General features: G+C 72.2%; 22 protein-coding genes. 11 read left to right on the top strand and 11 right to left on the bottom strand.

The features are described 5' to 3' along the window. Positions 1–78 precede the first annotated feature (78 nt). Positions 79–321: a chaplin gene (locus tag HG542_RS13375; RefSeq protein ID WP_171080969.1), complete on the bottom strand. Its 243-nt coding sequence runs from the start codon at positions 319–321 to the stop codon at positions 79–81. A 249-nt stretch (positions 322–570) separates the two neighbouring features. On the opposite strand from HG542_RS13375, the gene HG542_RS13380 reads away from it, so the two are divergent. The 6 genes from HG542_RS13380 to HG542_RS13405 all read left to right on the top strand — a co-directional run bounded on the left by HG542_RS13380 (position 571) and on the right by HG542_RS13405 (position 3836). Next, the gene (locus HG542_RS13380) at positions 571–1809 is read left to right on the top strand and encodes a styrene monooxygenase/indole monooxygenase family protein (protein WP_171080971.1); all 1239 of its coding nucleotides are present in this window, start codon (positions 571–573) and stop codon (positions 1807–1809) included. Between the two features lie 48 nt (positions 1810–1857). Further along, positions 1858–2322: a fluoride efflux transporter CrcB gene (gene crcB / locus HG542_RS13385; protein WP_171080974.1), complete on the top strand. Its 465-nt coding sequence runs from the start codon at positions 1858–1860 to the stop codon at positions 2320–2322. Next, positions 2319–2663: a DUF190 domain-containing protein gene (locus HG542_RS13390; RefSeq protein WP_171080976.1), complete on the top strand. Its 345-nt coding sequence runs from the start codon at positions 2319–2321 to the stop codon at positions 2661–2663. The genes crcB (HG542_RS13385) and HG542_RS13390 overlap by 4 nt, the downstream gene beginning before the upstream one ends. Beyond that, positions 2660–3019 carry a fluoride efflux transporter CrcB gene (crcB, locus tag HG542_RS13395; protein WP_171080979.1) on the top strand — a complete coding sequence of 120 codons (360 nt, stop codon included), beginning with the start codon at positions 2660–2662 and terminating at the stop codon, positions 3017–3019. Before HG542_RS13390 ends, crcB (HG542_RS13395) begins: the two co-directional genes overlap by 4 nt. Positions 3020–3084: 65 nt before the next feature. After that, positions 3085–3531: a hypothetical protein gene (locus tag HG542_RS13400; protein ID WP_171080981.1), complete on the top strand. Its 447-nt coding sequence runs from the start codon at positions 3085–3087 to the stop codon at positions 3529–3531. After that, positions 3528–3836, top strand: coding sequence for a transcriptional regulator (locus tag HG542_RS13405; protein WP_227723752.1), 309 nt, complete (start codon positions 3528–3530; stop codon positions 3834–3836). Before HG542_RS13400 ends, HG542_RS13405 begins: the two co-directional genes overlap by 4 nt. Here HG542_RS13405 and HG542_RS13410 read toward each other — a convergent pair. Further along, positions 3833–4750 (bottom strand): LysR family transcriptional regulator, encoded by a 918-nt coding sequence (locus tag HG542_RS13410; protein ID WP_171080985.1) that lies wholly within the window; start codon positions 4748–4750, stop codon positions 3833–3835. The genes HG542_RS13405 and HG542_RS13410 overlap by 4 nt on opposite strands. Before the next feature lie 95 nt (positions 4751–4845). Between HG542_RS13410 and HG542_RS13415 the strand changes: the two genes are divergently transcribed. From HG542_RS13415 to HG542_RS13425, 3 genes are read left to right on the top strand one after another with little or no spacing between them, the layout of a single operon-like run. Continuing rightward, positions 4846–5553: a succinate dehydrogenase cytochrome b subunit gene (locus HG542_RS13415; protein WP_171080987.1), complete on the top strand. Its 708-nt coding sequence runs from the start codon at positions 4846–4848 to the stop codon at positions 5551–5553. 2 nt (positions 5554–5555) lie between these two features. Continuing rightward, entirely contained in the window at positions 5556–7502 is a 1947-nt protein-coding gene (locus HG542_RS13420) for a fumarate reductase/succinate dehydrogenase flavoprotein subunit (RefSeq protein ID WP_171080988.1), read from the top strand. Next, positions 7499–8251: a succinate dehydrogenase/fumarate reductase iron-sulfur subunit gene (locus tag HG542_RS13425; RefSeq protein WP_171080990.1), complete on the top strand. Its 753-nt coding sequence runs from the start codon at positions 7499–7501 to the stop codon at positions 8249–8251. Before HG542_RS13420 ends, HG542_RS13425 begins: the two co-directional genes overlap by 4 nt. 25 nt (positions 8252–8276) lie before the next feature. Here HG542_RS13425 and HG542_RS13430 read toward each other — a convergent pair whose 3' ends face one another. The 3 genes from HG542_RS13430 to HG542_RS13440 all read right to left on the bottom strand — a co-directional run bounded on the left by HG542_RS13430 (position 8277) and on the right by HG542_RS13440 (position 12005). After that, a complete protein-coding gene (locus tag HG542_RS13430; RefSeq protein WP_171080991.1) occupies positions 8277–9878 on the bottom strand; it encodes a sigma-70 family RNA polymerase sigma factor in 1602 nt (533 codons plus the stop codon). Between the two features lie 94 nt (positions 9879–9972). Beyond that, positions 9973–11502: a PH domain-containing protein gene (locus HG542_RS13435; RefSeq protein WP_171080993.1), complete on the bottom strand. Its 1530-nt coding sequence runs from the start codon at positions 11500–11502 to the stop codon at positions 9973–9975. Continuing rightward, entirely contained in the window at positions 11499–12005 is a 507-nt protein-coding gene (locus HG542_RS13440) for a PH domain-containing protein (protein WP_171080995.1), read from the bottom strand. Before HG542_RS13440 ends, HG542_RS13435 begins: the two co-directional genes overlap by 4 nt. A 113-nt stretch (positions 12006–12118) precedes the next feature. Between HG542_RS13440 and HG542_RS13445 the strand changes: the two genes are divergently transcribed. Next, on the top strand, positions 12119–12724 hold the full coding sequence (locus tag HG542_RS13445) for a TetR/AcrR family transcriptional regulator (protein WP_171080997.1): 606 nt from the start codon (positions 12119–12121) through the stop codon (positions 12722–12724). Positions 12725–12727: 3 nt separating this feature from the next. Here the strand turns inward: HG542_RS13445 and HG542_RS13450 are convergent, their stop codons facing one another. Next, on the bottom strand, positions 12728–14824 hold the full coding sequence (locus HG542_RS13450; RefSeq protein ID WP_171080999.1) for an FUSC family protein: 2097 nt from the start codon (positions 14822–14824) through the stop codon (positions 12728–12730). Positions 14825–15011: 187 nt separating this feature from the next. On the opposite strand from HG542_RS13450, the gene HG542_RS13455 reads away from it, so the two are divergent. After that, positions 15012–15836: an SGNH/GDSL hydrolase family protein gene (locus HG542_RS13455; protein WP_171081002.1), complete on the top strand. Its 825-nt coding sequence runs from the start codon at positions 15012–15014 to the stop codon at positions 15834–15836. A 35-nt stretch (positions 15837–15871) separates the two neighbouring features. Here HG542_RS13455 and HG542_RS13460 read toward each other — a convergent pair whose 3' ends face one another. The 5 genes from HG542_RS13460 to iolC are packed head-to-tail and all read right to left on the bottom strand — an operon-like array spanning position 15872 to position 21927. Further along, positions 15872–17365, bottom strand: a complete 1494-nt coding sequence (locus HG542_RS13460; protein ID WP_171081004.1) for a CoA-acylating methylmalonate-semialdehyde dehydrogenase — start codon at positions 17363–17365, stop codon at positions 15872–15874. A 14-nt stretch (positions 17366–17379) separates the two neighbouring features. Next, positions 17380–19269, bottom strand: coding sequence for a 3D-(3,5/4)-trihydroxycyclohexane-1,2-dione acylhydrolase (decyclizing) (gene iolD, locus HG542_RS13465; RefSeq protein WP_171081005.1), 1890 nt, complete (start codon positions 19267–19269; stop codon positions 17380–17382). Beyond that, entirely contained in the window at positions 19266–20102 is an 837-nt protein-coding gene (iolB, locus tag HG542_RS13470) for a 5-deoxy-glucuronate isomerase (RefSeq protein WP_227723757.1), read from the bottom strand. Before iolB ends, iolD begins: the two co-directional genes overlap by 4 nt. Positions 20103–20122: 20 nt before the next feature. Next, the gene (locus HG542_RS13475) at positions 20123–21007 is read right to left on the bottom strand and encodes a Cgl0159 family (beta/alpha)8-fold protein (protein WP_171081009.1); all 885 of its coding nucleotides are present in this window, start codon (positions 21005–21007) and stop codon (positions 20123–20125) included. Then, a complete protein-coding gene (iolC, locus tag HG542_RS13480; RefSeq protein ID WP_227723867.1) occupies positions 21004–21927 on the bottom strand; it encodes a 5-dehydro-2-deoxygluconokinase in 924 nt (307 codons plus the stop codon). The genes HG542_RS13475 and iolC overlap by 4 nt, the downstream gene beginning before the upstream one ends. Positions 21928–22000 lie beyond the last annotated feature (73 nt).

Genomic DNA, 22000 nt, shown 5'->3' on the forward strand with positions numbered 1-22000 from the left:
CGACACTGTCGGGGGCGCCACGCGCAGGACGGATCCCGGCTGAGGACCGTCCGGGGGACGACGCGGACTAGCCGTGCATCAGCCGTTGACGCAGGTGTTGCCGGAGGCCGCGTTGAGCAGGGCGATGATGTCGATGGAGTTGCCGCACAGGTTGATCGGCACGTGCAGCGGAATCTGGATGACGTTGCCCGAGATCACACCCGGGGAACCGGCGGCAACACCCTTCGCGCCGGCGTCGGCGACCGCGCTGCCGGCGGCGGCGCCGGCGAGAGTGGCGCCCACTGTGGCGGTGATGACTGCTGCCTTGGCGATTCGTGACATGGGGAGACACCTTTGCTTGGTCGTACGGGACAGGCTCCCCGGCCGATGAGGCCAGGAGTCCGGTAAAACGCCCATAAGCCACAAAGGTTTCGTCCATGAAGCGTCCGGGTGATCGACCCGTGGGCCGAATGGAGGTGCGAACAGGACGGCCCCCGCGACGGCTGCGCCGCCCGTATGCCGTCTGTACACGATGTGCTCTGTGCGCCTACAACGGGTGAGGGTGCCAACCGTTCGATGGGGGAGGCGGCAATGCGCAGGATCGCCATCGTGGGCGCGGGACAGGCAGGCCTGCAACTGGCCCTGGGGCTGCGGGCGGCCGGGTACGAAGTGACAGTGGTGGCCGCGCGGAAGCCCGAGGAGATCAGGGCCGGGCGCGTGACGTCCACCCAGCAGATGTTCGCTCCGGCGCTCGCCCTGGAGCGCGAGGCCGGGCTGAACCTGTGGGACGGCGAGGTGCCCTGGATCCACGGCGCCGCGCTGACCACGGTCGACCCGGAGCACGGCCGGAGGCCACCCGTCGCCGGTCCGCTCGTCGCGCCCGCCCAGTCCGTCGACCAGCGGGTCAAGACCGCCCGGTGGCTCGAGTTGCTCGAGGAACAGGGCGGCCGTGTGGAGTACCGCGAGGCATCCGCGGACGATCTGGCGGAGCTGGCCTACGCCCACGATCTGACGGTTGTCGCCACGGGGCGCGGGACGCTCGGGGAGGTGTTCGGGCGGGACGAGCGGCACAGCCCCTACGACCGACCTCAGCGCGTGGTCGCCGTCGTGTACGCACACGGGGTCGCCCCGGCGCCCGGTGATCCGTATCTGCGCATGGCCGGCTTCCCGGGCGTCGGCGAGTTCTTCGTGATGCCGGCGCTGACGCTGTCCGGGCCGTGCCATGCGGTGCTGTGGGAAGGAGTACCGGGCGGTCCGCTGGACTGCTGGCAGGAACTGCGCGGCGATCCGCAGGCCGTGCTCGCGCGCACGCTGGAGGTGCTGCGGGAGCGGGCACCCTGGGAGTACGAGCTGTGCGCGGACGCCGAGCCGACGGATGCGGGAGCCGCGCTGTCCGGTGCCGTCACCCCGGTGGTGCGGCATCCCGTGGCGGAGGTCGCACCGGACACGTATGTGCTCGGCATGGCGGACGCGGTCGTCGTCAACGACCCGATCACCGGGCAGGGCTGCAACAACGCGGCCCGGGCTGCGGCCCGTTACCTGACGGCGATCCGCGAGCGGGGCGAGCTGCCGTTCGACCGGGCGTGGATGCACGGCGTCTTCGCCGCGTACTGGGAGCACGCGCGGCACGGGACGTCCTTCACCAACCTGGTGCTGAGTGCGCCGCTGCCCGAGCACGTGCGGCGGCTGCTGACCGCGGCGGGCGAGCACCGGGAGATCGCCCACCGGTACGTCAACGGCTTCGCCGACCCCGCCGACTATCAGGACTGGCTGATGGACGAGGACCGGGCGGAGGCGTACCTCAAGGCCGTCACGGGAAGCGGGCGATAGCCTGGACCTCTGCAAGGAGTACGGCAGAGGCGGAGGCACAGAGCGCACGTGGGCACGTCACAGGCCGAGGCGGTCGCCTCGGCACAGAGCGGGCGCACACGCCGCGCCCGCCCCGCCGGACAGTGGCCGGTCGTGGCCGTCGTCTCCGTCGGAGGAGCCATCGGCGCAGTCGCCCGCTACGCCGCCGGGCTGCTCTGGCCGACGCCGGCCGGGGCCTTCCCCTGGACCACACTCCTCATCAATGCGGTCGGCTGCGCCCTGATCGGCGTACTGCTGGTCACCGTCTCCGAACTGGGCTCGGCGCACCGCCTGGTGCGGCCCTTCCTGGGGACCGGGGTACTGGGCGGCTTCACCACGTTCTCGACGTACACGGTGGACGCGCAGCAGCTGCTGCAGGCCGGCCGCGTGGCGAGCGCTCTGGCATATCTGGCCGCAACGCTGCTCCTGGCGATGGCCGCCGTGTGGGCGGCAGCGGCGACGACCCGCCGGTTCGTCCTCAGGAGGTCCCGTTGAGACTCCACGGCAATGCGCTGCGGGTGACGGCCTACGTCGGCGAGTCCGACACGGTCCACGGCCGCCCCCTCTACTCCGAGATCGTCCACCGCGCCCATGCCGCGGGCCTGGCGGGCGCCAGCGTCTTCCGCGGCATCGAGGGCTTCGGCGCCTCGTCCCTGATCCACACCACCCGGCTGCTGTCCCTCAGCGAGGACCTGCCGGTGGCGGTCGTGATCGTGGACACGGAGGAGCGGGTACGGGCCTTCCTGCCCGTCCTCGACGAGCTGGTGGGCGAGGGCCTGGTCACCCTGGACGAGGTCGCGGTCCTGCACTACCGGGGCCGGGAGGCGTCCGCGTGAACTGGGTCCTTGTCGTCGCGGGTGCGCTGGTCGGCGCCCCGCTGCGCTACCTGACGGACCGCGCGGTCCAGTCGCGGCACGACTCGGTCTTCCCCTGGGGCACCTTCGTGGTGAACGTCGTGGGCTGCCTCCTCCTTGGGATCCTGACCGCGGCCGCCCCGGCCGACGTGCGCCTGCTCCTGGGGACGGGCCTCTGCGGGGCATTGACGACATATTCGACGTTCTCCTACGAAACCCTCCGCCTGGCGGAGACCGGGGCCCGCGGCTACGCCGTGGCGAACGCCGCGGCAAGCGTGACCTGCGGGCTCGCGGCCGCTTTTGCGGGGGTCGCGGTGGGGGGCTGGGCCTGGGGGTGACGAGGCTTTCCACAACGGAAACTCTACTGTTGCCATGACGGAAAGTCCGTGCCAGACTTTCCGTCATGGCAACTGATGAGAACTCACGTCTGTCTCGCGAGAGCGCCGCGGAATCGCTGGCGCTCGCCGAGCAGGCGCAGGCGGCGGTGGATTCGATCAAGCCCCCGCGCCGGCACGAACTGACACTCGCCGCGTGCGTGGCCGCGGCCTTCCTCGCCAACCTGCTGCCCCGGCCGTACGACCTGGTCGCCATCGCGGTCTCGTTCGTGTGCATGATCACGATCGTCGTCCGGCAGGTGCAGGTCAGCGGCGTCAAGCACCGCTACACCCCGAAGGTGGGGCGGCAGATGCTCGGCGGCGCCGTGCTCGGGCTGCTGGGATTCGTGGGGGCGGACCTGCTGGACCGGCTCGCGGGCATGTCGTGGATATGGGTACCGGCCGCACTGCTGGTCGCAGGTGGCACCCTGGTCACGGACCGACTCCCCCGCAAGAAGGGCATACCCGCACCGTGACCGCCCCCGAAGACGGCTTCAACGAGACGATCCACGCGCCGAATCGGCTGCGGATCTGCGCCGCGCTCGACGCCGTCGAGGAGATCGAGTTCGGGACGATACGGGACACGCTGGGGGTCAGCCCCTCGGTGCTCAGCAAGCACGTGACGGTCCTGACGGACGCGGGCTACGTCGAGCAGCGGAGGGCCGTGCGCGAGACGCGCCAGCGGGTCTGGCTGCGCCTCACCAAGGACGGGCGTGCGGCCTACCGGGCACACCTCGCCGCGCTGCGGGCGATCGTCAACGCCGACCTGGGGGACGGCTAGGACACGCCCTGGAGGGGATCCGCAGCGGCGCCGGCGCCCAGGTGCTCCAGCAGCACCTTGCGCAACTCCCGTGCGGCGCGCGGCGGCGGGGCATCCTTGCGGTGGGCGACGGCCACCGTGCGGCGCATGCGGTCGCCCTCGAACGGGGTGACGCGCAGGCCGGACCGGGAGGCCACCATGCCGGGGACCACGGCCAGGCCCAGACCCGCGCGCACGAAGCCCAGCACCGCGTCCATCTCCCCGCCCTCCACCGTGAAGGACGGTTCGAAACCGGCCTCGCGGCAGGCGGAGATGGTGATCTCCCGCAGGTCGTAGCCCCGGCGGAACATGACCATGGGGAGGTCGCGGAGGTCCTCCACGCGGATGCGGCGCCGGCGAACAGGGGGCGGATCGGAGGGGGAGGTGACGACGACCAGGTCCTCGTGCAGGAGTTCCGTGGTGGCGAGGGCGGGGGCCGCGGCGCCGAGCGGGGTGATGATCAGGGCCAGATCGAGCTCGCCCGCGGCGAGGATGCGGACGAGATCCCGGGAGCCGCCTTCGTCGACGAGGAGGTCGATGCCGGGGTAGCGGGCGTGGTAGGTCCGCAGCACGTCCGGGACGAGGCTCGCGCAGAGGCTGGGCGGAGCGCCCAGGCGCACTCTGCCCCGGCGCAGTTGCGCGACCTCCTGGACCTCGCGGTGTGCGGTCTCCGCGTCGGCCAGGATGCGCCGGGCCAGCGGCAGGAGGGCCTCGCCCGCGTCGGTGAGGGCGATGTTGCCGCGGGCGCGATGGAAGAGCTCGGCGCCCAACTCCCGTTCCAGCGCCCGGATCTGCTGGGACAGCGAGGGCTGGGCGACGTGCAGCGCCTCCGCGGCCCGGGTGAAGTGGCGGAGTCCGGCGACGGTGGCGAAGTAGCGGAGCTGCTGGAGTTGCACAGCGACATGGTAGTGCGTGCATAGGAGATGCCTATCGAAACAAGGCTCATCATGTCTTGGACGGATCACCGAGGGGCGGCCTAGCGTCTCGGGTCATGGCACTGGCGACGACCCGGAGGGCACCTGCGTCCTCCTTCATCGGCTCCGTGTGGCGGTCGACCGTCGGCAAGAAGGCGGTCATGGCGGTCACCGGCCTGATCATGCTGGCGTACCTGGTCGCCCACATGCTGGGCAATCTGAAGGTGTTCTTCGGAGCCGGGGAGTTCAACCACTACGGGCAGTGGATCCGCACCATCGGCGAGCCGTTCCTGCACCACGAATGGTTCCTGTGGATCGCGCGGGTGGGCCTGACCGTCTCGGTCGGGCTGCACGGCGTGGCCGCGTACCAGCTCAGCCGCCGCGACCTCGCGGCGCGCCCCGCGAAGTACGTGCGCAAGCGGGCCCGCGCGAGTTATGCGACGCGCACGATGCGCTGGGGCGGGGTGATCCTCGGCCTGTTCATCGTGTGGCACATCCTCGACCTGACCACCCTCACCGTGAACCCCAATGCCCAGGAGGGGCACCCCTACGAGAACCTGGTGGCGTCCTTCGGCCGCTGGTATGTGGACGTGTTCTACATCGCCGCCATGCTGGCCCTCGGCCTGCACATCCGGCACGGCTTCTGGAGCGCGGCCCAGACGCTGGGCGCCAACTCCCCACGCCGCGACCGGGCGTTCAAGATCGTCGCGAATGCCCTTGCCGCCCTGTTGACCTGCGGATTCATTGCCATACCCATCGGTGTCATGACGGGAGTCGTGAGCTGACCATGAGCGAGTACCTCCAGTACGGGACCGGCGGTCCCGTCAGCGACACGAAGGCGCCCGGCGGGCCGATCGCCGAGCGGTGGGACCGACGGCGGTTCGAGGCGAAGCTGGTCAATCCGGCGAACCGGCGCAAGCACACCGTCATCGTCGTCGGGACGGGCCTGGCGGGCGGTGCCGCCGGGGCCACGCTCGCCGAACAGGGCTACCACGTCGTGCAGTTCTGCTACCAGGACTCCCCGCGCCGCGCCCACTCCATCGCCGCACAGGGCGGTATCAACGCCGCCAAGAACTACCGCAACGACGGCGACTCCGTGCACCGGCTCTTCTACGACACGGTCAAGGGCGGCGACTTCCGTGCCCGGGAGTCGAACGTGCACCGGCTGGCCCAGATCTCCGTCGAGATCATCGACCAGTGCGTGGCCCAGGGCGTGCCCTTCGCCCGCGAGTACGGAGGGCTGCTGGACACCCGCTCCTTCGGCGGCGTTCAGGTCTCGCGGACGTTCTACGCCCGCGGCCAGACCGGGCAGCAGCTGCTGCTCGGCGCGTACCAGGCGCTCAGCCGGCAGATCGATGCCGGAGCCGTCGAGATGCACGCCCGCACGGAGATGCTCGACCTGATCGTCGTCGACGGGCGGGCCCGCGGGATCGTCGCGCGCGATCTGATCACCGGGCGGATCGACACGTACGTCGCGGATGCGGTCGTGCTCGCCAGCGGCGGCTACGGGAATGTGTTCTACCTGTCGACCAACGCCAAGAACTCCAACGCCACGGCGATCTGGCGGGCCCACCGGCGTGGTGCGTACTTCGCCAACCCCTGTTTCACCCAGATCCATCCGACCTGCATCCCGCGGTCCGGCGATCACCAGTCGAAGCTGACGCTGATGAGCGAGTCGCTGCGCAACGACGGCCGGATCTGGGTGCCCAGGGCCCAGGGCGACACACGGCCGCCGGCCGAGATCCCCGAGGACGAGCGGGACTACTACCTGGAGCGGATCTATCCGTCCTTCGGCAACCTCGTCCCGCGCGACATCGCCTCCCGTGCCGCGAAGAACGTGTGCGACGAGGGGCGCGGCGTCGGTCCCGGCGGGCAGGGGGTGTACCTGGACTTCGCGGACGCGATCCGGCGCATGGGACGCAAGGCGGTCGAGGCCAAGTACGGGAACCTCTTCGAGATGTACGAGCGGATCACCGCCGAGGATCCGTACGAGGTGCCCATGCGCATCTATCCCGCCATCCACTACACGATGGGCGGCCTGTGGGTGGACTACGACCTGCAGACCACCGTCCCCGGTCTGTTCGCGATCGGCGAGGCCAACTTCTCCGACCACGGCGCCAACCGGCTGGGCGCCTCGGCCCTGATGCAGGGGCTGGCCGACGGCTACTTCGTACTGCCGTCCACCATCAACGACTATCTGGCCCGCCATCCGCACGACGACGTGCCGGGTGACCACCCGGCGGTCACGGAGGCGGTGAACGGTGTGAGCGACCGGTTGCGCCGTCTGCTGGAGAACGACGGTGACCGGACGCCGGATTCGTTCCATCGCGAGCTCGGCGAGCTGCTCTGGGACGAGTGCGGCATGGCCCGCACCGAGAGCGGGCTGCGCAAGGCGCTGGGCCGGATCCCGGAGATACGGGAGGAGTTCTGGCGCCGGATCACGGTGCCGGGCAGCGGTCAGGAGCTCAACCAGTCGCTGGAGAAGGCCAACCGCATCGTCGACTACCTCGAGCTCGCCGAGTTGATGTGCCTCGACGCACTGCACCGGGCCGAGTCCTGCGGCGGCCATTTCCGCGAGGAGAGCCAGACGCCGGACGGCGAAGCGGCGCGCAGGGACGAGGAGTTCGGCTACGTGGCCGCCTGGGAGTTCACGGGCACCGGTACGGCGCCCGTCCTCCACAAGGAAGACCTGCACTTCGAGTACGTCCACCCCACCCAGCGGAGCTACGCATGAACCTCACCCTGCGCATCTGGCGCCAGCGCACGGCCGATGCCTCCGGCGGTTCCGGCAGCATGGTCACGTACGAGGTGACGGGCATCAGCCCGGACATGTCCTTCCTGGAGATGCTCGACCACCTCAACGAGGAGCTCATCCTGCGCGGCGAGGAGCCCGTGGCCTTCGACCACGACTGCCGTGAGGGCATCTGCGGCGCATGCGGCATGGTCATCAACGGGCAGGCGCACGGGCCCGAGCGGACCACCACATGCCAGCTCCACATGCGGCACTTCGACGACGGTGACGTCGTCGACGTCGAGCCGTGGCGGGCCGGCGCCTTCCCCGTGGTCAAAGACCTGGTCGTCGACCGGTCCGCGTTCGACCGGATCATCGGCGCCGGCGGCTACGTGTCCGTCCCCACCGGCTCGGCGCCCGACGCGCACGCGACGCCGGTGCCGAAGCCCGTCGCCGACCTCGCGTTCGAGCATGCGGAGTGCATCGGGTGCGGTGCGTGCGTCGCCGCCTGCCCCAACGGGTCGGCGATGCTCTTCACTTCGGCGAAGGTGGTGCACCTGAACGTGCTCCCGCAGGGGGCGCCCGAGCGGGAGTCGCGGGTGCTCGGAATGGTCGGGGCGATGGACGCCGAAGGGTTCGGCGGCTGCACGAACACGGGCGAGTGCGCAGTCGCCTGCCCGAAGGGGATCCCCCTGTCGGCGATAGGCAGGATGAACCGCGAGTACCTCCGGGCGGCGACCCGGCCCCGGTGACGGCAGGCCGGGTCGCCGGCCCCGCCTACTTCGCGCCGAAGTCCTGTGTCCAGCGCGGGCCGCCGGGCGCCTGGTTGACGCCGACGCCGAGCTCCTTGAAGGAGCAGTTCAGGATGTTGCGGCGGTGGCCGTCGCTGTGCATCCAGGTGTCCATCACCGACGCCGGGTCGGGCTGGCCGTAGGCGATGTTCTCGCCGTACGTGCTCCAGTGGTAGCCGGCGGCGGTGATGCGCTCGCCCGGGCCCTGGCCGGAGGGGTTGGTGTGGTCGAAGAAGTGGCGGGCGGCCATGTCGTCGGAGTGGCCCTGCGCGGCGGCGTCCAGCTGGCTGTTCTCGGTGACGGGCGAGCAACCGGCCTTGGCGCGCTCCACGTTCACCAGGCTGATCACCTGCTGGACGAGGCCCCCGTCCACGGGGGCGGATTTCGGCTGCGGGGCCGGGCGGGCCGGGGCCTTGGGCGCCGGGGGCTCGGGGGCCTCGCTGGAGGGCTCGGCCTTCGGGGAGGCCGTCGTCGCACTGGGCGACGGCGAGGCGCTCGCCGACGGGGAAGCGGAAGCCGAGGCGGAGGCCGAGGCCGAGACGGAGGGGCTCGGCACGGCGGAGGTCTTGGAGTCCAGGGCCTTCACACTGGCCGGCACGTCGCCGGCGGCCTGCGTGCGGACCGTCTTGCCGTCGGACGAATCGGTGTAGAGGTACAGACCGCCCAGCACACCGGCGGCCACGAGCGCGGCGGCCGCGGCTCCGGCCACGGTGCGGCGGCGCCCGTCCTTCATGGCGCGGCGGCGGCCGGAGCCGGCCCGGTGGCCCCGCACCACGTGGCCGACCGGCTGGGCGTCGCGCAGGACGGCGCCGCTCCCCCACCACGCGAGCAGCCCGGCACCGAGCGGCACGAGACCGAGGCCGACGAGGAGCCGTTCGGCGGGGACGAGGGAGGACCAGGCGCCGCCGCAGGTGCCGCAGGCGCGCGCGTGGCGCGCGATCCGCTTGCGCCAGAGGGCGGACGGGGTGCCGTCCCAGTGCGAGACGAGCTCGGCGAGCTGCGCGCAGCGCGGCTGGGCGGCGAGGGCGCGTACGACGCCGCGGGCGACGTCGAGTTGCTCCTTGGTGCGCTGGACGCGCACGGCCGTGTGCTGCGGGGTGAGCTCCAGCGCGGCGGCGACCTCGGCGCGGGTCAGTTCGCCGGCGGCTTCGAGCCACCAGAGCGAGAGGACGGTCTGCTCGCCGTCGTCGAGCCAGCGGGTGGCCTCGGCCACCTCCTTGCGCTGGCCCTCCAGGCCGAGCCGGACGATGGTGAGGTCGACGAAGTCCGCCTCGGGATCCGGGACTTCGGCGACCTCCTGCAGACCACTGACGGGCGCCTCGGGGCGCTGCCGCCAGTGGGTGCGTATCTGGTTGGTCGTGATGGCGACGAGCCATGAGCGGAACCCGGCGGGGTCGCGCAGGCCGTCGAGGCCGTTGATGACGCGCAGCATGCTCTCCTGGACGACGTCGTCGACGTCGGCGTGGCCGTTGAGGGCCCGTCCGACGATGTTGTAGACGAGCGGCAGGTACGTGGCGACGAGCTCGTCCTGTGCCGCCGCGTCTCCGGCTCGCGCCGCCTCGACCACGGCCACGCTCTGACTCTTCACGCCCCGACCACCTCTTTCCGTTCGGTCCGACACATAGGAGACGCAGGGCGGACCGGTGGATAACAAAAACCGGGGACCAATTTTCGGACGGCTGTCAGATGTCCAGAAACTCCCTCAACATCCCTGACACAGCGGCGTCTGCGAAGCCTGCGGCCTCCGTGGCCGCCATGTCCCGAATGCGGTATCCGTCCTCGCCCGCCGCGACGGCCGCGGTCGCCGTGACGACTCCGGCGCGCCGGGAGAACGGGGTGTCCGTGAACGTCCAGGCAAGGACGGACGACCGGTCGAGGGTCACCGTTTCGCGCTGGAAGGTGCCGGAGCGGATGACGAGCCAGTTGCCGCGCAGTGCGTGTCCGAGTGAGCGGTAGGCGTCGCGGGCGAGGGCGTGGACGACCGGTGTGGCGAGTACGGCGTAGGCGGCTGCGCAGTAGAGGAGGACGGGGGTGAGGAGGGCGCCGAGGACGGCGAGTGCAACGGTCACGGGGGCCACGACCCACAGCAGGCCTCGGACGAAACGGCGGCGCAGTGCGGCGCGCGGGTGAGCAGTCAGCGGCACCTCCATCTGACCTGTCTGACCCGTCTGACCTGTCTGACCCATCCGACCCGTCCGACCGCCCTGTTGGCCGAGTACGTGCGTACAGACGCGCTCCGCCTCGGACTTGGGGGCGGGCGGGAGGATGACGCTGCGCTTGCGGTTCTCCTCGCGGTTGCCGAGCCCGCCGGCCACGGCGCGTACGCTCGCGCCGCCGCCTGCCCGCAGCAGCATCGGTTCGCGCAGGACGACGCCGCGCAGCCGGGCGCGTTCGATGGAGACGGAGCGGGTCGTGAACATGCCGCGGCGGACGCGGAGGGTGGCCTCGTCGGTCCATTCCAGGCGGTACTTCCACCAGTTCTCGGCGTAGAGGGCCATGGCGCCGACCACGCCGAGCGCGGTGACCACGAGGAGGGCGAGCGGGATCGTCAGCCAGAGAGCGCTCCGACCGAACCCCTCGAAGGCGTGGCGGACGAAGCCGATCCGCCAGGGCTTGATGCCGACACCGTCGAGAACACGCCAGATCGCGCCCACTGCGGCGAACACCCCTCCGAAGATCCAGAAAGTCAGCGGTGCGTAGCGCAGCCAGCGGGGATCGGCGGTGGAGACGACGGGGTCCTCGGCGTCCACGGCCCCTGCGCGGGCGAGGAGTTCGACGCGAAGCCGTTCCGCCGCGGGACGGGTGAGGGCTTCGAGGGAGAGTTCCGCGCTGCGGGTGCCGCCGCCCGTTCCGGCGCGCAGGACGGCGAGGCCGAGGACGCGCTGCACGGGGTTGGCGGTGAGGTCGACGTTGCGGATGCGGTGGAGGGGGACGGAGCGGACACGGCGGGTGAAGAGGCCCGTGTGCAGTTCGAAGGCGTCGGGGGTGACGCGGTAGCGCGTGCGGCGGTACGTGACGAGGCCGGCGGCGGTGATGACCAGGAAGACGACGGTGACGGTGCCGAGGGTGCTCCAGGCGCGGGCGCCGGGGTGCCCGCCGGTGGCCAGGAGCGTGAGGCCGAAGGAGCCGAGCGGGGCGCCGAGCCAGGCGCAGTGGGCCAGGAGTGTGCGCGGGGAGAGGGTGCGCCAGGGAGTTTCGGCATGGGTTGTCACGTTGCGTCCCCCGGCATCAACTGGGCCGCCTCACCGATCCGTTCGGCGAGGATGCGGGCATCGGCCTCGGATATGCCGGCGATCTTCACGTCGCCCGCCGTGGAGGCGGTGGTGACGACGACCGTGGCGAGCCCGAAGCGCTGCTGGAGCGGGCCGCGGTGGGTGTCGACCGTCTGCACGCGGGAGAGCGGGACGATGCGGCGCTTCTGCCAGAACCAGCCGCTGGCCGCGTAGACCGCGAACCCGCCGAGTTCCCAGGCGTGGACGCGGTAGCGCCAGGCCGGCATGACCAGTGCGTAGAGCAGCGCGGGCAGCACCAGGACGACGAGCGCCAGGGGTGCCAGCCAGGGCAGGGCGCCGGGGAAGAAGAGGGCGGAGAGGACGAGGAGTGCGGCGGCCGCCAGGAGGGCCGGGCCGCTGAGGGTCGTCCAGGCCTGGACGGCCCACCAGGTGCGGGCGCGGGGGTCCATGCGGTGGCGGGGCGGGCGGAGTACTGGCGGCATCGGTTCCCCGGTCCTTTGCAGGTCAGTTGTATGGCGAAGTGATGCCGCTAAGCTATAGCAATACGAACGACCTGTAAAACAGAACCGACTGTGAGACAAAGGGGCTGCTGCCCGTGCCCAAGCGCGTGGACCATGGAGAGCGCCGCCGGCGCATCGCCGAGGCGTTGTGGCGGATCGCGTCCAGGCAGGGGCTGGACGGAGCGAGCCTGCGGGACGTGGCGGCGGAGGCCGGGATCTCGCTGGGGCAGCTCCAGCACTACTTCTCGTCCAAGGACGCGATGCTGGTGTTCGCGCTGGAGCACATCAACGAGATGGCGACCGAGCGGATCCGGGACCGCATCACCGCGCTGAGCGACGAGCCGCCCGCGCCGCGGACCATCCTGCGGGAGATCGCGGCGGAGATGCTGCCGCTGAACGACGAGAGCCGGACGGGGATGCTCGTCCAGATCGCGTACTTCATCCGGGCCGTGCACGACCAGCAGTTGCAGAAGCATGCGCGGGAAGGGGCACCTGCGCTGCGGGAGTTCTACGCGGGGCTGCTGCGCTCGGCCGTCGAGCGGGGCGAGGTGGCTCCGGACCGGGATCCGGACGTGGAGGCGGCGTTGTTCATCGCGCTGGTCGACGGGCTGGGCAGCTATGCGCTGCTGGGGGTGCACACCCCCGAGGAGGCGATGGGGCTGGTGGACGCACACCTGGAGCGGCTGTTCGGGGGCCGCTGACGGTCACCCCCGCCGCTTCGCCCGGTTCTTCCCCTTCGTACCCGGCGACAGCGCCTCCCCCAGTTCCTCCAGTGCGTCCATCAGCAGCTCCGACGCACGCACCGCCACCCCCGCGTCGCCCTCCTTCTCCTGCCATGTGGTCAGGGCCGCGCGGGGTTTCGACCAGTCCAGGGCGTCCCGGACCCGTACCGCCTCCACCGCCGCGGGCAGGGCGATCCGCAAGGCGTTCGCGAACTGCTCGGCCGACGGGGAGGGTTCGGCCTCGCGGTCCGGGAGGTGGGCCTCCATCAGCATGGTCACGCGGCCCATCGTGATCAGGGCCGCCTCGGACGCGCGCTCGGCGCTGCGGGAGATGCCGCGGTGACGGACCGGTTCCTTCTGGGCCCGCGCCGCCGCCTCCTCCCATTCCAGGCGGGCGGCACGGCAGTCGAGCAGGGCCTCGCGCACCCGGCGCGGCCTGCGGTCGGCGGGGCGGGCGTGGGCTGCGAGGACGGCGAGCGTGTAGTCGCCGGTGGTGCGCAGCCAGTCGCCGAGGCGGTCGCGCAGCTTCGTCGTCTCCCAGACGGGGAAGAGCGCGTACGCGGCCATCGCCAGCAGCCCGCCCAGCAGGGTCAGGGCCAGCCGCGCCTGGACCGTCTGCGACCACGCCTCGCCGACGATGCCCAGCAGGAAGACGACGTACGCGCCGATGCACGCCGACACCACGAAGTAGCCGCTCTGCATCAGCAGATACAGCAGCCCCACGCACAGCACCGCCAGTCCGGCGCAGACATAGCGGCCGGGGTGGGCGAGGGCCGCGATCCCGGCGCCGATGAAGACGCCGACGAGGGTTCCGGCGAAGCGGGCGATGCCGCGCTGGTAGGTCTGGGCGAAGTCCGGGCGCATCACCATCACCGAGGTCATCGGCGCCCAGTAGCCGTGCCCGAGCGGGAGGGCGGTGCCGAGGACGTAGCCGGTGCAGGCGACCGCCGAGACGCGGACCGCGTGCCGGGCGATGGCGGAGGACCAGGTGGCCTCGCGCCTCAGGGCGCGCAGGGCGACGGGGACGAGCCGGGGGACGGTGGGGCGCAGCAGGTGGCGGCGCTCCTCCGGGGTGGTGGGCCGGGTGGGTTTCACGGGCTCGTCGCTGGCATCGACCACGTCCGCGAGGAGGGCCATCAGGCGGAGCGCGGACCGGCGGGCGGCGCCGTTCAGCCGGGGACCGTCGGCCGGTACTTCCAGCGTGGCCATGGTCTCCGGCGAGAGCCGTACCGGTTTTCCGGTGCGGATGGCGCGGGCGACGGCGTCGAGGACGCTGGCTGCGGCGCCCAGCAGTTCGCGGGCGCGGTCGCGTTCGGGGCCCTCGGGGGGTGCGCCGAGGACGGGGTCGGCGAGGGCGGCGAGCACGGGACGCAGCCGTTCGGCGACGCCGCGCGGGCCGGCCAGCTGGCGCGGCCGGCTGCGTGCCTGACGGGGCGTCAGCTCGGCGGCGTGCCGGGCGTCCATCAGGGGCTGGGGGTCGAAGGGGGCCACCGGGTCGTGCCGCAGCCTGCGGGCGTAGTCGGCCTCTGCGGCCAGCGCGTCGGCGAGCACGTCGCGCTGCCGGCCCCAGGGGCGGATGGGGAACAGGACGATGAGCGCGGCCTGGACGAGGCCGCCGAAGACGATCAGCGCGCCGTGCTGCGCGGCACCGGCGACGGAGGTGGGCAGGGTGACCGTGACGAGCATGACCGCCACCGTCTGGGTGGCGATGAGGCCGGAGACGGGTCCGATGGCCCAGGCCATACCGGCGAGCAGCGTCCAGACGGCCAGCAGCGTGACGAACACCGGGTGGCTGAAAGCGGCCAGGTAGCCCAGGAACGTGCTGACGCCGAGGCCCGCCGCGACCGCGAGGGCCAGGATGGGGCGCGGCCGCCAGCTGCGCTGGAACGTGGCGAGACCGGAGGCGAAGGCCCCGAAGGCGGAGGAGACGGCGAGCGCGGGCGAGCCGAAGGCCAGCAGGACGCCGATGACGATCGCGACACCGCAGGCGCCGCGGACGGCGACGAGGGGTTCGAGCGTGGTCCGCTCGACCGTCAGCCCGGCCCGGGCGGTGTCTTTCAGGGCGCTCGACCAGGTCATATGGCTGAGCGTAGTGTCCTGGCGAACGATAAGCGGAGCAGGGCCCGCCGATTTGGCGTGCTCTTGGCGGTTCGACGGTCTTGACCGGCGATCACGGGCGCTCCAGACTCCCCACGGTGCTCCCCCCACGGGCAGAGGCAGACGGGTGTGACCGTCACACCTGCGCGTGCAGAGGAGGGGATCCCCGATGAGGTTCCGCCGAACGGCCGTGTGCGCCGCCACCGCGACGGCGCTCGTGGCCGCCACCGCCGGCACCGCCCACGCCACCCCGCCCATTCCGACGCGGATGGCCGCGCTGGGCGACTCGCTGACCCGCGCCGCCGGCTCGTGCACGGTGGGCGGCGGCACACTGTGCGCCCGGAATTCATGGTCCACGGGCGCCAACCCGGCCGTCGGCAGCCACTATTCGCGCATCAGGGAGCTCAACCCGGAGGTGCTCCCCTACAACGAGGCCCGCGCCGGGGCCACCTCCGCCGACCTCGGGCGGCAGGTGCGGGCCGCCGTCGCGGAGGGCGGGATCGACTACGTCACCGTCATGATCGGCGAGGGTGACGCATGCGCGGCGTCCGAGGCGCGGATGACCTCGGTCGGTTCGTTCCGGAACCGGATCCGGGCGGCGCTGCGGACCCTGCACTCCGCGGCTCCCGAGGCATCCGTGTTCGTCGCGAGCGTGCCGGACCCGGTGCAGCTGTGGCAGCTGGGCAAGGACGACCCGGCGGCGGTCAAGGCGTGGAAGGACGGCGGGGTGTGCCAGGCGCTGCTGGCCGACCCGACGTCGCTGTCGGCGGGCGCCACGGAGCGGAGGGAGCGGGTCCGGGAGCGGGTGATGGACTACAACGCGGCGCTGGACCGGGCGTGCAGGGAGATTGCGGGGTGCCGCTATGACGGGGACGCGGTCTTCGACCACCGCTTCTCCGCGGCGGACATCAGCTCGGCCGACCACTTCCACCCCAGCCTGGCGGGGCAGCGGACGCTGGCCGAGGTGACGTACGAGGCCGGGTTCGACTGGTAGGGGGCGGGGCGCCAGGCCCCGCCCCGCACCGGGTGCTACCGGTGGCTCGGGAAGCCCAGGTCCACTCCCCCGTCCTCCGGGTCCGGCCACCTCGTCGTCACGACCTTGCCACGCGTGTAGAAGTGCACGCCGTCGTTGCCGTAGATGTGGTGGTCGCCGAAGAGCGAGTCCTTCCAGCCGCCGAAGGAGTGGTAGCCGACCGGGACCGGGATGGGGACGTTGACGCCCACCATGCCCGCCTGGACCTCCAGTTGGAAGCGGCGGGCCGCACCGCCGTCGCGGGTGAAGACGGCGGTGCCGTTGCCCCACGGCGAGGCGTTGATGAGGGCCACGCCCTCCTCGTACGTCTCGGCGCGGAGCACGCACAGCACGGGGCCGAAGATCTCGTCGCGGTAGGCGTCGGCGTCGGTGGGGACCTTGTCGAGCAGGGACAGGCCGATCCAGTGGCCGTTCTCGTAGCCCTCGACCGTGAACCCCGTGCCGTCGAGGACGACCTCGGCGCCCTGGGCGGCGGCGCCGTGCACGTACGAGGCGACCTTGTCGCGGTGGGCCTTGGTGATCAGCGGGCCCATCTCGGAGGCGGGGTCGTCGCCCGGGCCGATCCTGATCTTCTCGGCGCGCTCGCGGATCTTGGCGACCAGCTTGTCGCCGGTGTCGCCCACGGCCACGACCGCCGAGATCGCCATGCAGCGCTCGCCGGCGGAGCCGTAGGCCGCGGAGACGGCGGCGTCGGCGGCCGCGTCGAGGTCGGCGTCGGGGAGCACCAGCATGTGGTTCTTGGCGCCGCCCAGCGCCTGGACGCGCTTGCCGTTGGCGGTGGCGGTGGTATGGATGTGGCGGGCGATGGGGGTGGAGCCGACGAAGGAGACGGCGGCGATGTCCGGGTGCTCCAGGATCCGGTCGACAGCGGTCTTGTCACCGTTGACGACGTTGAGGACACCGTCCGGAAGCCCGGCCTCCGTGGCCAGTTCGGCGAGCAGGAGGGCAGCCGACGGGTCCTTCTCGCTCGGCTTGAGGACAAAGGTGTTGCCGCAGGCGATCGCGAGCGGGAACATCCACAGCGGCACCATGGCCGGGAAGTTGAACGGCGTGATGCCCGCGACGACGCCCAGCGGCTGGCGGATGGCGGCCACGTCCACGCGGCTGGACACCTGGGTGGACAGCTCGCCCTTGAGCTGGGTGGTGATCCCGCAGGCCAGTTCCACGATCTCCAGGCCGCGGGCGACCTCGCCGAGTGCGTCGGCGTGCACCTTGCCGTGCTCGGCGGTGATCAGCCGGGCGATCTCCTCGCGGTGCCGGTCCAGCAGCGCGCGGTAGGCGAACAGGACGGAGGTGCGGGTGGCGAGCGAGGAGGTGCCCCACGTCGCGAACGCGGCCTTTGCCGCCGCGACCGCGGCGTCCACCTCACCGGCCGAGGCGAAGGCGACCTGCGTGGTCCGCGCACCGGTGGCAGGGTCCGTGACCGGACCGTGGACGCCCGAGGTGCCCTCGACGGCCTTGCCACCGATCCAGTGGTTGACGGTCTTCATGACGTGCGCCTCTCTCACGTTCCAAGGTAGCGGTGACGGGCGGCGGCGTTGCGCTCGTACTCCTCCCGGGCCCGGACGGCCGCGGGGCGGGTCGCGGTCTCGGCGACAGGCACATCCCACCACGCCTGTGCGGGGGGCGCGCCGGACACTGTGTCGGCTGTTTCGGTCTCCACATAGACACATGTGGGACGGTCCGACGCCCGCGCCTCGGCCAGCGCCGCGCGCAGTTCCGTGACCGTCCCGGCGCGCAGGACCGTCATCCCGAGCGAGGCGGCGTTGGCCGCGAGGTCGACGGGCAGCGGGTCGCCGGTGTACGAGCCGTCGGGGGCCCGGAAGCGGTAGGCCGTGCCGAAGCGTTCGCCGCCGACGGCCTCCGAGAGGCCGCCGATGGAGGCGTAGCCGTGGTTCTGCAGCAGGACGACCTTGATGGCGATCCCCTCCTGCACGGCCGTGACCAGCTCGGTCGGCATCATCAGATACGTCCCGTCGCCGACCAGCGCCCACACCGGCCGGTCGGGCGCGGCCAGCCGCACGCCGATCGCCGCGGGGATCTCGTAGCCCATGCAGGAGTAGCCGTACTCCAGGTGGTACTGGCGCCGGGAGCGGGCGCGCCACAGCTTGTGCAGGTCGCCGGGAAGGGAGCCGGCGGCGTTGACGACGATGTCCTCGTCGCCGGTGACGGCCTGCAGGGCGCCGATCACCTGGACCTGGGTGGGGCGGGTGCCGTCGCCGTCCGGGCGGCGGGAATACGCGTAGTCGACGGCGGCCTCCCACTCGGCCTTGCCGGCGGTGTACGCGCTGGCGTAGTCGTCGGCGACGCGGTGACCGGTGAGGGCCTCGGTCAGGGCGTCGAGGCCGGTGCGGGCGTCGGCGACCAGGGGCAGGGCGGACTGCTTGTGGGCGTCGGATGCGGCGATGTTGAGGTTGACGAAGCGAACGCCCGGGTCCTCGAAGAGAGTTGCCGAGGCGGTGGTGAAGTCGCTGTAGCGGGTGCCGACGCCGATGACGACGTCCGCGGTACGGGCCAGGGCGTTGGCCACGGCCGTGCCGGTGTGGCCGATGCCGCCGACGTCCGCGGGGTGGGCGTGGTGCAGGGCGCCCTTGCCGGCCTGGGTGGAGGCGACCGGGATGCCGGTTGCATCGGCAAAGGCGCGCAGCGCTTCCTCGGCCTCGCTGTGGACGACGCCGCCGCCCGCGATCAGCAGCGGCCGGCGGGCCTGCCGCACCGCCCGTGCGGCGGCGGCGAGTTCGGCCGGGTCGGGGGCGGGGCGGCGTACGTGCCACACGCGGTCGGCGAAGAACTCCTCCGGCCAGTCGTACGCCTCGGCCTGCACGTCCTGCGGGAGCGCCAGGGTGACGGCGCCCGTCTCGACGGGGTCGGCGAGGACCCGCATGGCCTGGAGGGCGGCGGGGATCAGCGCCTCGGGGCGCACGATGCGGTCGAAGTACCGGGAGACCGGGCGGAGGCAGTCGTTGACCGACACATCGCCCGCGGCGGGGTGTTCGAGCTGCTGGAGCACCGGGTCGGCGGGGCGGGTGGCGAAGGTGTCGCCGGGGAGGAGGAGCACGGGGATGCGGTTGACCGTGGCCAGAGCGGCGCCGGTGACGAGGTTGGTGGCGCCGGGACCGATGGACGTGGTCACCGCGTGCGCGGAGAGCCGGTCGCTCTGGCGGGCGTAGCCGACGGCGGCATGCACCATGGCCTGTTCGTTGCGGCCCTGGTGGAAGGGCAGCGCACCGCCGGTCTCCAGCAGGGCCTGGCCGATGCCGGCGACGTTGCCGTGGCCGAAGATCCCCCAGCAGGCGGCGATCAGGCGCCGGCGGCGGCCGTCGCGCTCGGTGTACTGGTGGGCGAGGAACTCCACCAGGGCCTGGGCGGCGGTGAGGCGGCGGGACTTCGTCATTTCCGGCCTTCCCGGTACTCGTTGTAGAGGGGCAGCCTGGGATCCGTCTTCTGCTCCGGCCAGGTGGAGCGGATCCAGGCGTGGTCGGGGTGGTCGCGGATCAGCCACTCGCGCTCCGCGCGGGGGCCTGCCATGACGTTGAGGTAGTACATGTCGTGGCCCGGGGCGGCGATGGACGGGCCGTGCCAGCCGTCGGGGATGAGGACGGCGTCACCGGTGCGGACCTCGGCGAGGACCTCGGTTCCGCCGGGGCGGGAGGGGCTGACCCGCTGGTAGCCGAGGCCGGGGGTGCCGGTGGGGCCGTCGGCGATCTCGAAGTAGTAGATCTCCTCCAGTTGGGACTCCTCGCCCGGGTGGTGCTCGTCGTGTTTGTGGGGCGGGTAGGAGGACCAGTTGCCGCCGGGCGTGAGGACTTCGACGGCGATGAGCCGGTCGCAGGAGAAGGTGTCCGCGGCGGCGAAGTTGTTGACCTGGCGGGAGCAGGTTCCGCTGCCGCGGAGCTCGATGGGGACCTGGTCGGCTGCGCCGTGGCGGGCGGGGAGCCGGTTGTCGCAGCGGGCGCCGGCCGCCGCGAAGCGGCCGCCCTCCGGGGAGGTGACGGTGACGGTGGTGTCGCGGGGGACGTAGGCGAAGTCGGTCACGGCCGTGAAGACGGAGGGGCGGCCGCGGAGTCGGAAGGTTTCGCCTTCGGCGGTGGAGACGGTGCAGCTGCCGCCGAGGGGGAGGACGATCCATTCGTGGTCGGCGGTGGGGAACGTATGGCTGCCGCCGGCGGGGAGGGTGAGGATGTGGAGGGCACAGTGGGGGAGGGTGTGGCTCGTCGTGTTCGGCACCGTCGGACTCCTTCGCGTACTCACAGCAACCCCACCGCCGTATCCACTGCCCCCGCCACGTCCCCGTCCGCGGGGTACAGCAGGGCCCTCCCCACCACCAGGCCCCGAACCGTGGGCAGTTGCAATGCCACACGCCAGCGCTCGTACGCCGCATCCTGGTCGTCGCCCACGTCGCCGCCCAGCAGCACCGCCGGCAGCGTCGTCGTCTCCATCACCCGTGGCATGTCGGCGACGTCGTCCGTCACCGGCACCTTGAGCCACGTGTACGCCGACGTCGCCCCGAGCCCGGACGCGATGGTGATCGACTTCGTCACCGCCTCCGCCCCCAGGTCGTTGCGGACCTTTCCGCCGGCCCTCCGTGAGAGGAACGGTTCGACGAAGACCGGAAGCCGCCGCTCCGCCATCTCGTCGATCGCCCGTGCCGCCGACTCCATCGTGGCCAGCGAACCCGGGTCCTCGTAGTCGATGCGCAGGAGCAACTTGCCTGCGTCGAAGCCGCGTCGGCGCAGGTCCTCCGCACGCGGCCCGGTGAAGCGGTCGTCCATCTCGAAGGAGGCGCCGGACAGCCCGCCGCGGTTCATCGAGCCCATGACGACCTTGCCGTCCAGCGCGCCGAGCAGCAGCAGGTCGTCGAGGATGTCGGCCGTGGCCAGCACCCCGTCGACCCCGGGGCGGGAGAGGGCGAGGCACAGCCGTTCCAGCAGGTCGGCCCGGTTGGCCATGGCGAGCGCGCGGCTCCCGACGTCCAGTGCGCCCCGCGCCGTGTGGTCGGCCGCAATGATCATCAGCCGGCCGCTGTCGCCGACCAGCGGGCGGCGCACCCGGCGCGCCGCCGCCTCGGCGATCGCCTCGGGGTGGCGGCTCCGTACCGCGACCAGGTCCGGGATCCGGACGGCGGCGCTCATGCCGCGCCCCCGAGCAGCTCCGCGATCTCCGCGCGGTCCGGCATGGCGGACGAGCAGGCGAGCCGCGAAGCGACCAGCGCCCCGGCCGCGTTGGCGTAGTGCACCGTGCGCTCCAGGTCCCAGCCGGCGAGCAGCCCGTGGCACAGGGCGCCCCCGAACGCATCGCCCGCGCCCAGGCCGTTGACGACCTCGACCCGCACGGGCGGCACTTCGGCCGTCGTGCCGTCCCGGTGCACGGCGAGGACGCCCTTCGGGCCCTGTTTGACGACGGCGAGCTCGACCCCGGCCGCGAGCAACGCCCGTGCCGCGGCGTGCGGTTCGCGCTCGCCCGTGGCGACCTCGCACTCCTCGGCGTTGCCGACGGCGACCGTCGCGTGCGCGAGCGCCCGCTCGTACTGCCGGCGGGCCGCCGCGGGGTCCTGCCAGAACATCGGGCGCCAGTCGAGGTCGAAGACCGTGGTCCCGCGCCGGCCGCGGGCCTCGAGCGCGGCGAGCGTCGCGCCGCGGCTGGGCTCCTCGCTCAGGCCCGTTCCCGTCACCCAGAAGATCCGCGCGGCGCGGATCGCGTCGAGGTCCAGCTCGGGGGTGCGGATCTCCAGGTCGGGGGCCTTGGGGCGGCGGTAGAAGTAGAGCGGGAAGTCGTCCGGCGGGAAGATCTCGCAGAAGGTGAGCGGGGTGGGGTACGCGGCGACGGGGGTCACCCAGCGGTCGTCGACGCCGAAGTCCCGCAGGGCCTCGTGGAGATACTGCCCGAAGGGGTCGTCCCCGGTGCGGCTGATCAGGGCCGTGCGGCGGCCCAGCCGGGCCGCGGCGACCGCGACGTTGGCCGCCGAACCGCCGAGGAACTTCCCGAACGTCTCGACCTGTGCCAGCGGCACGCCCGCCCGGAGCGGGTAGAGGTCCACCCCGAGCCGGCCCATGGTGATCAGCTCGTGGGGACCGGCGTGCTCACAAGGCTCGTACGGGAGCGGATCGTTCGGGCCGTCCGGCCCG

The sequence above is a fragment of the Streptomyces morookaense genome, assembly GCF_013030945.1.
GTDB classification, from domain to species: domain Bacteria; phylum Actinomycetota; class Actinomycetes; order Streptomycetales; family Streptomycetaceae; genus Streptomyces; species Streptomyces morookaensis.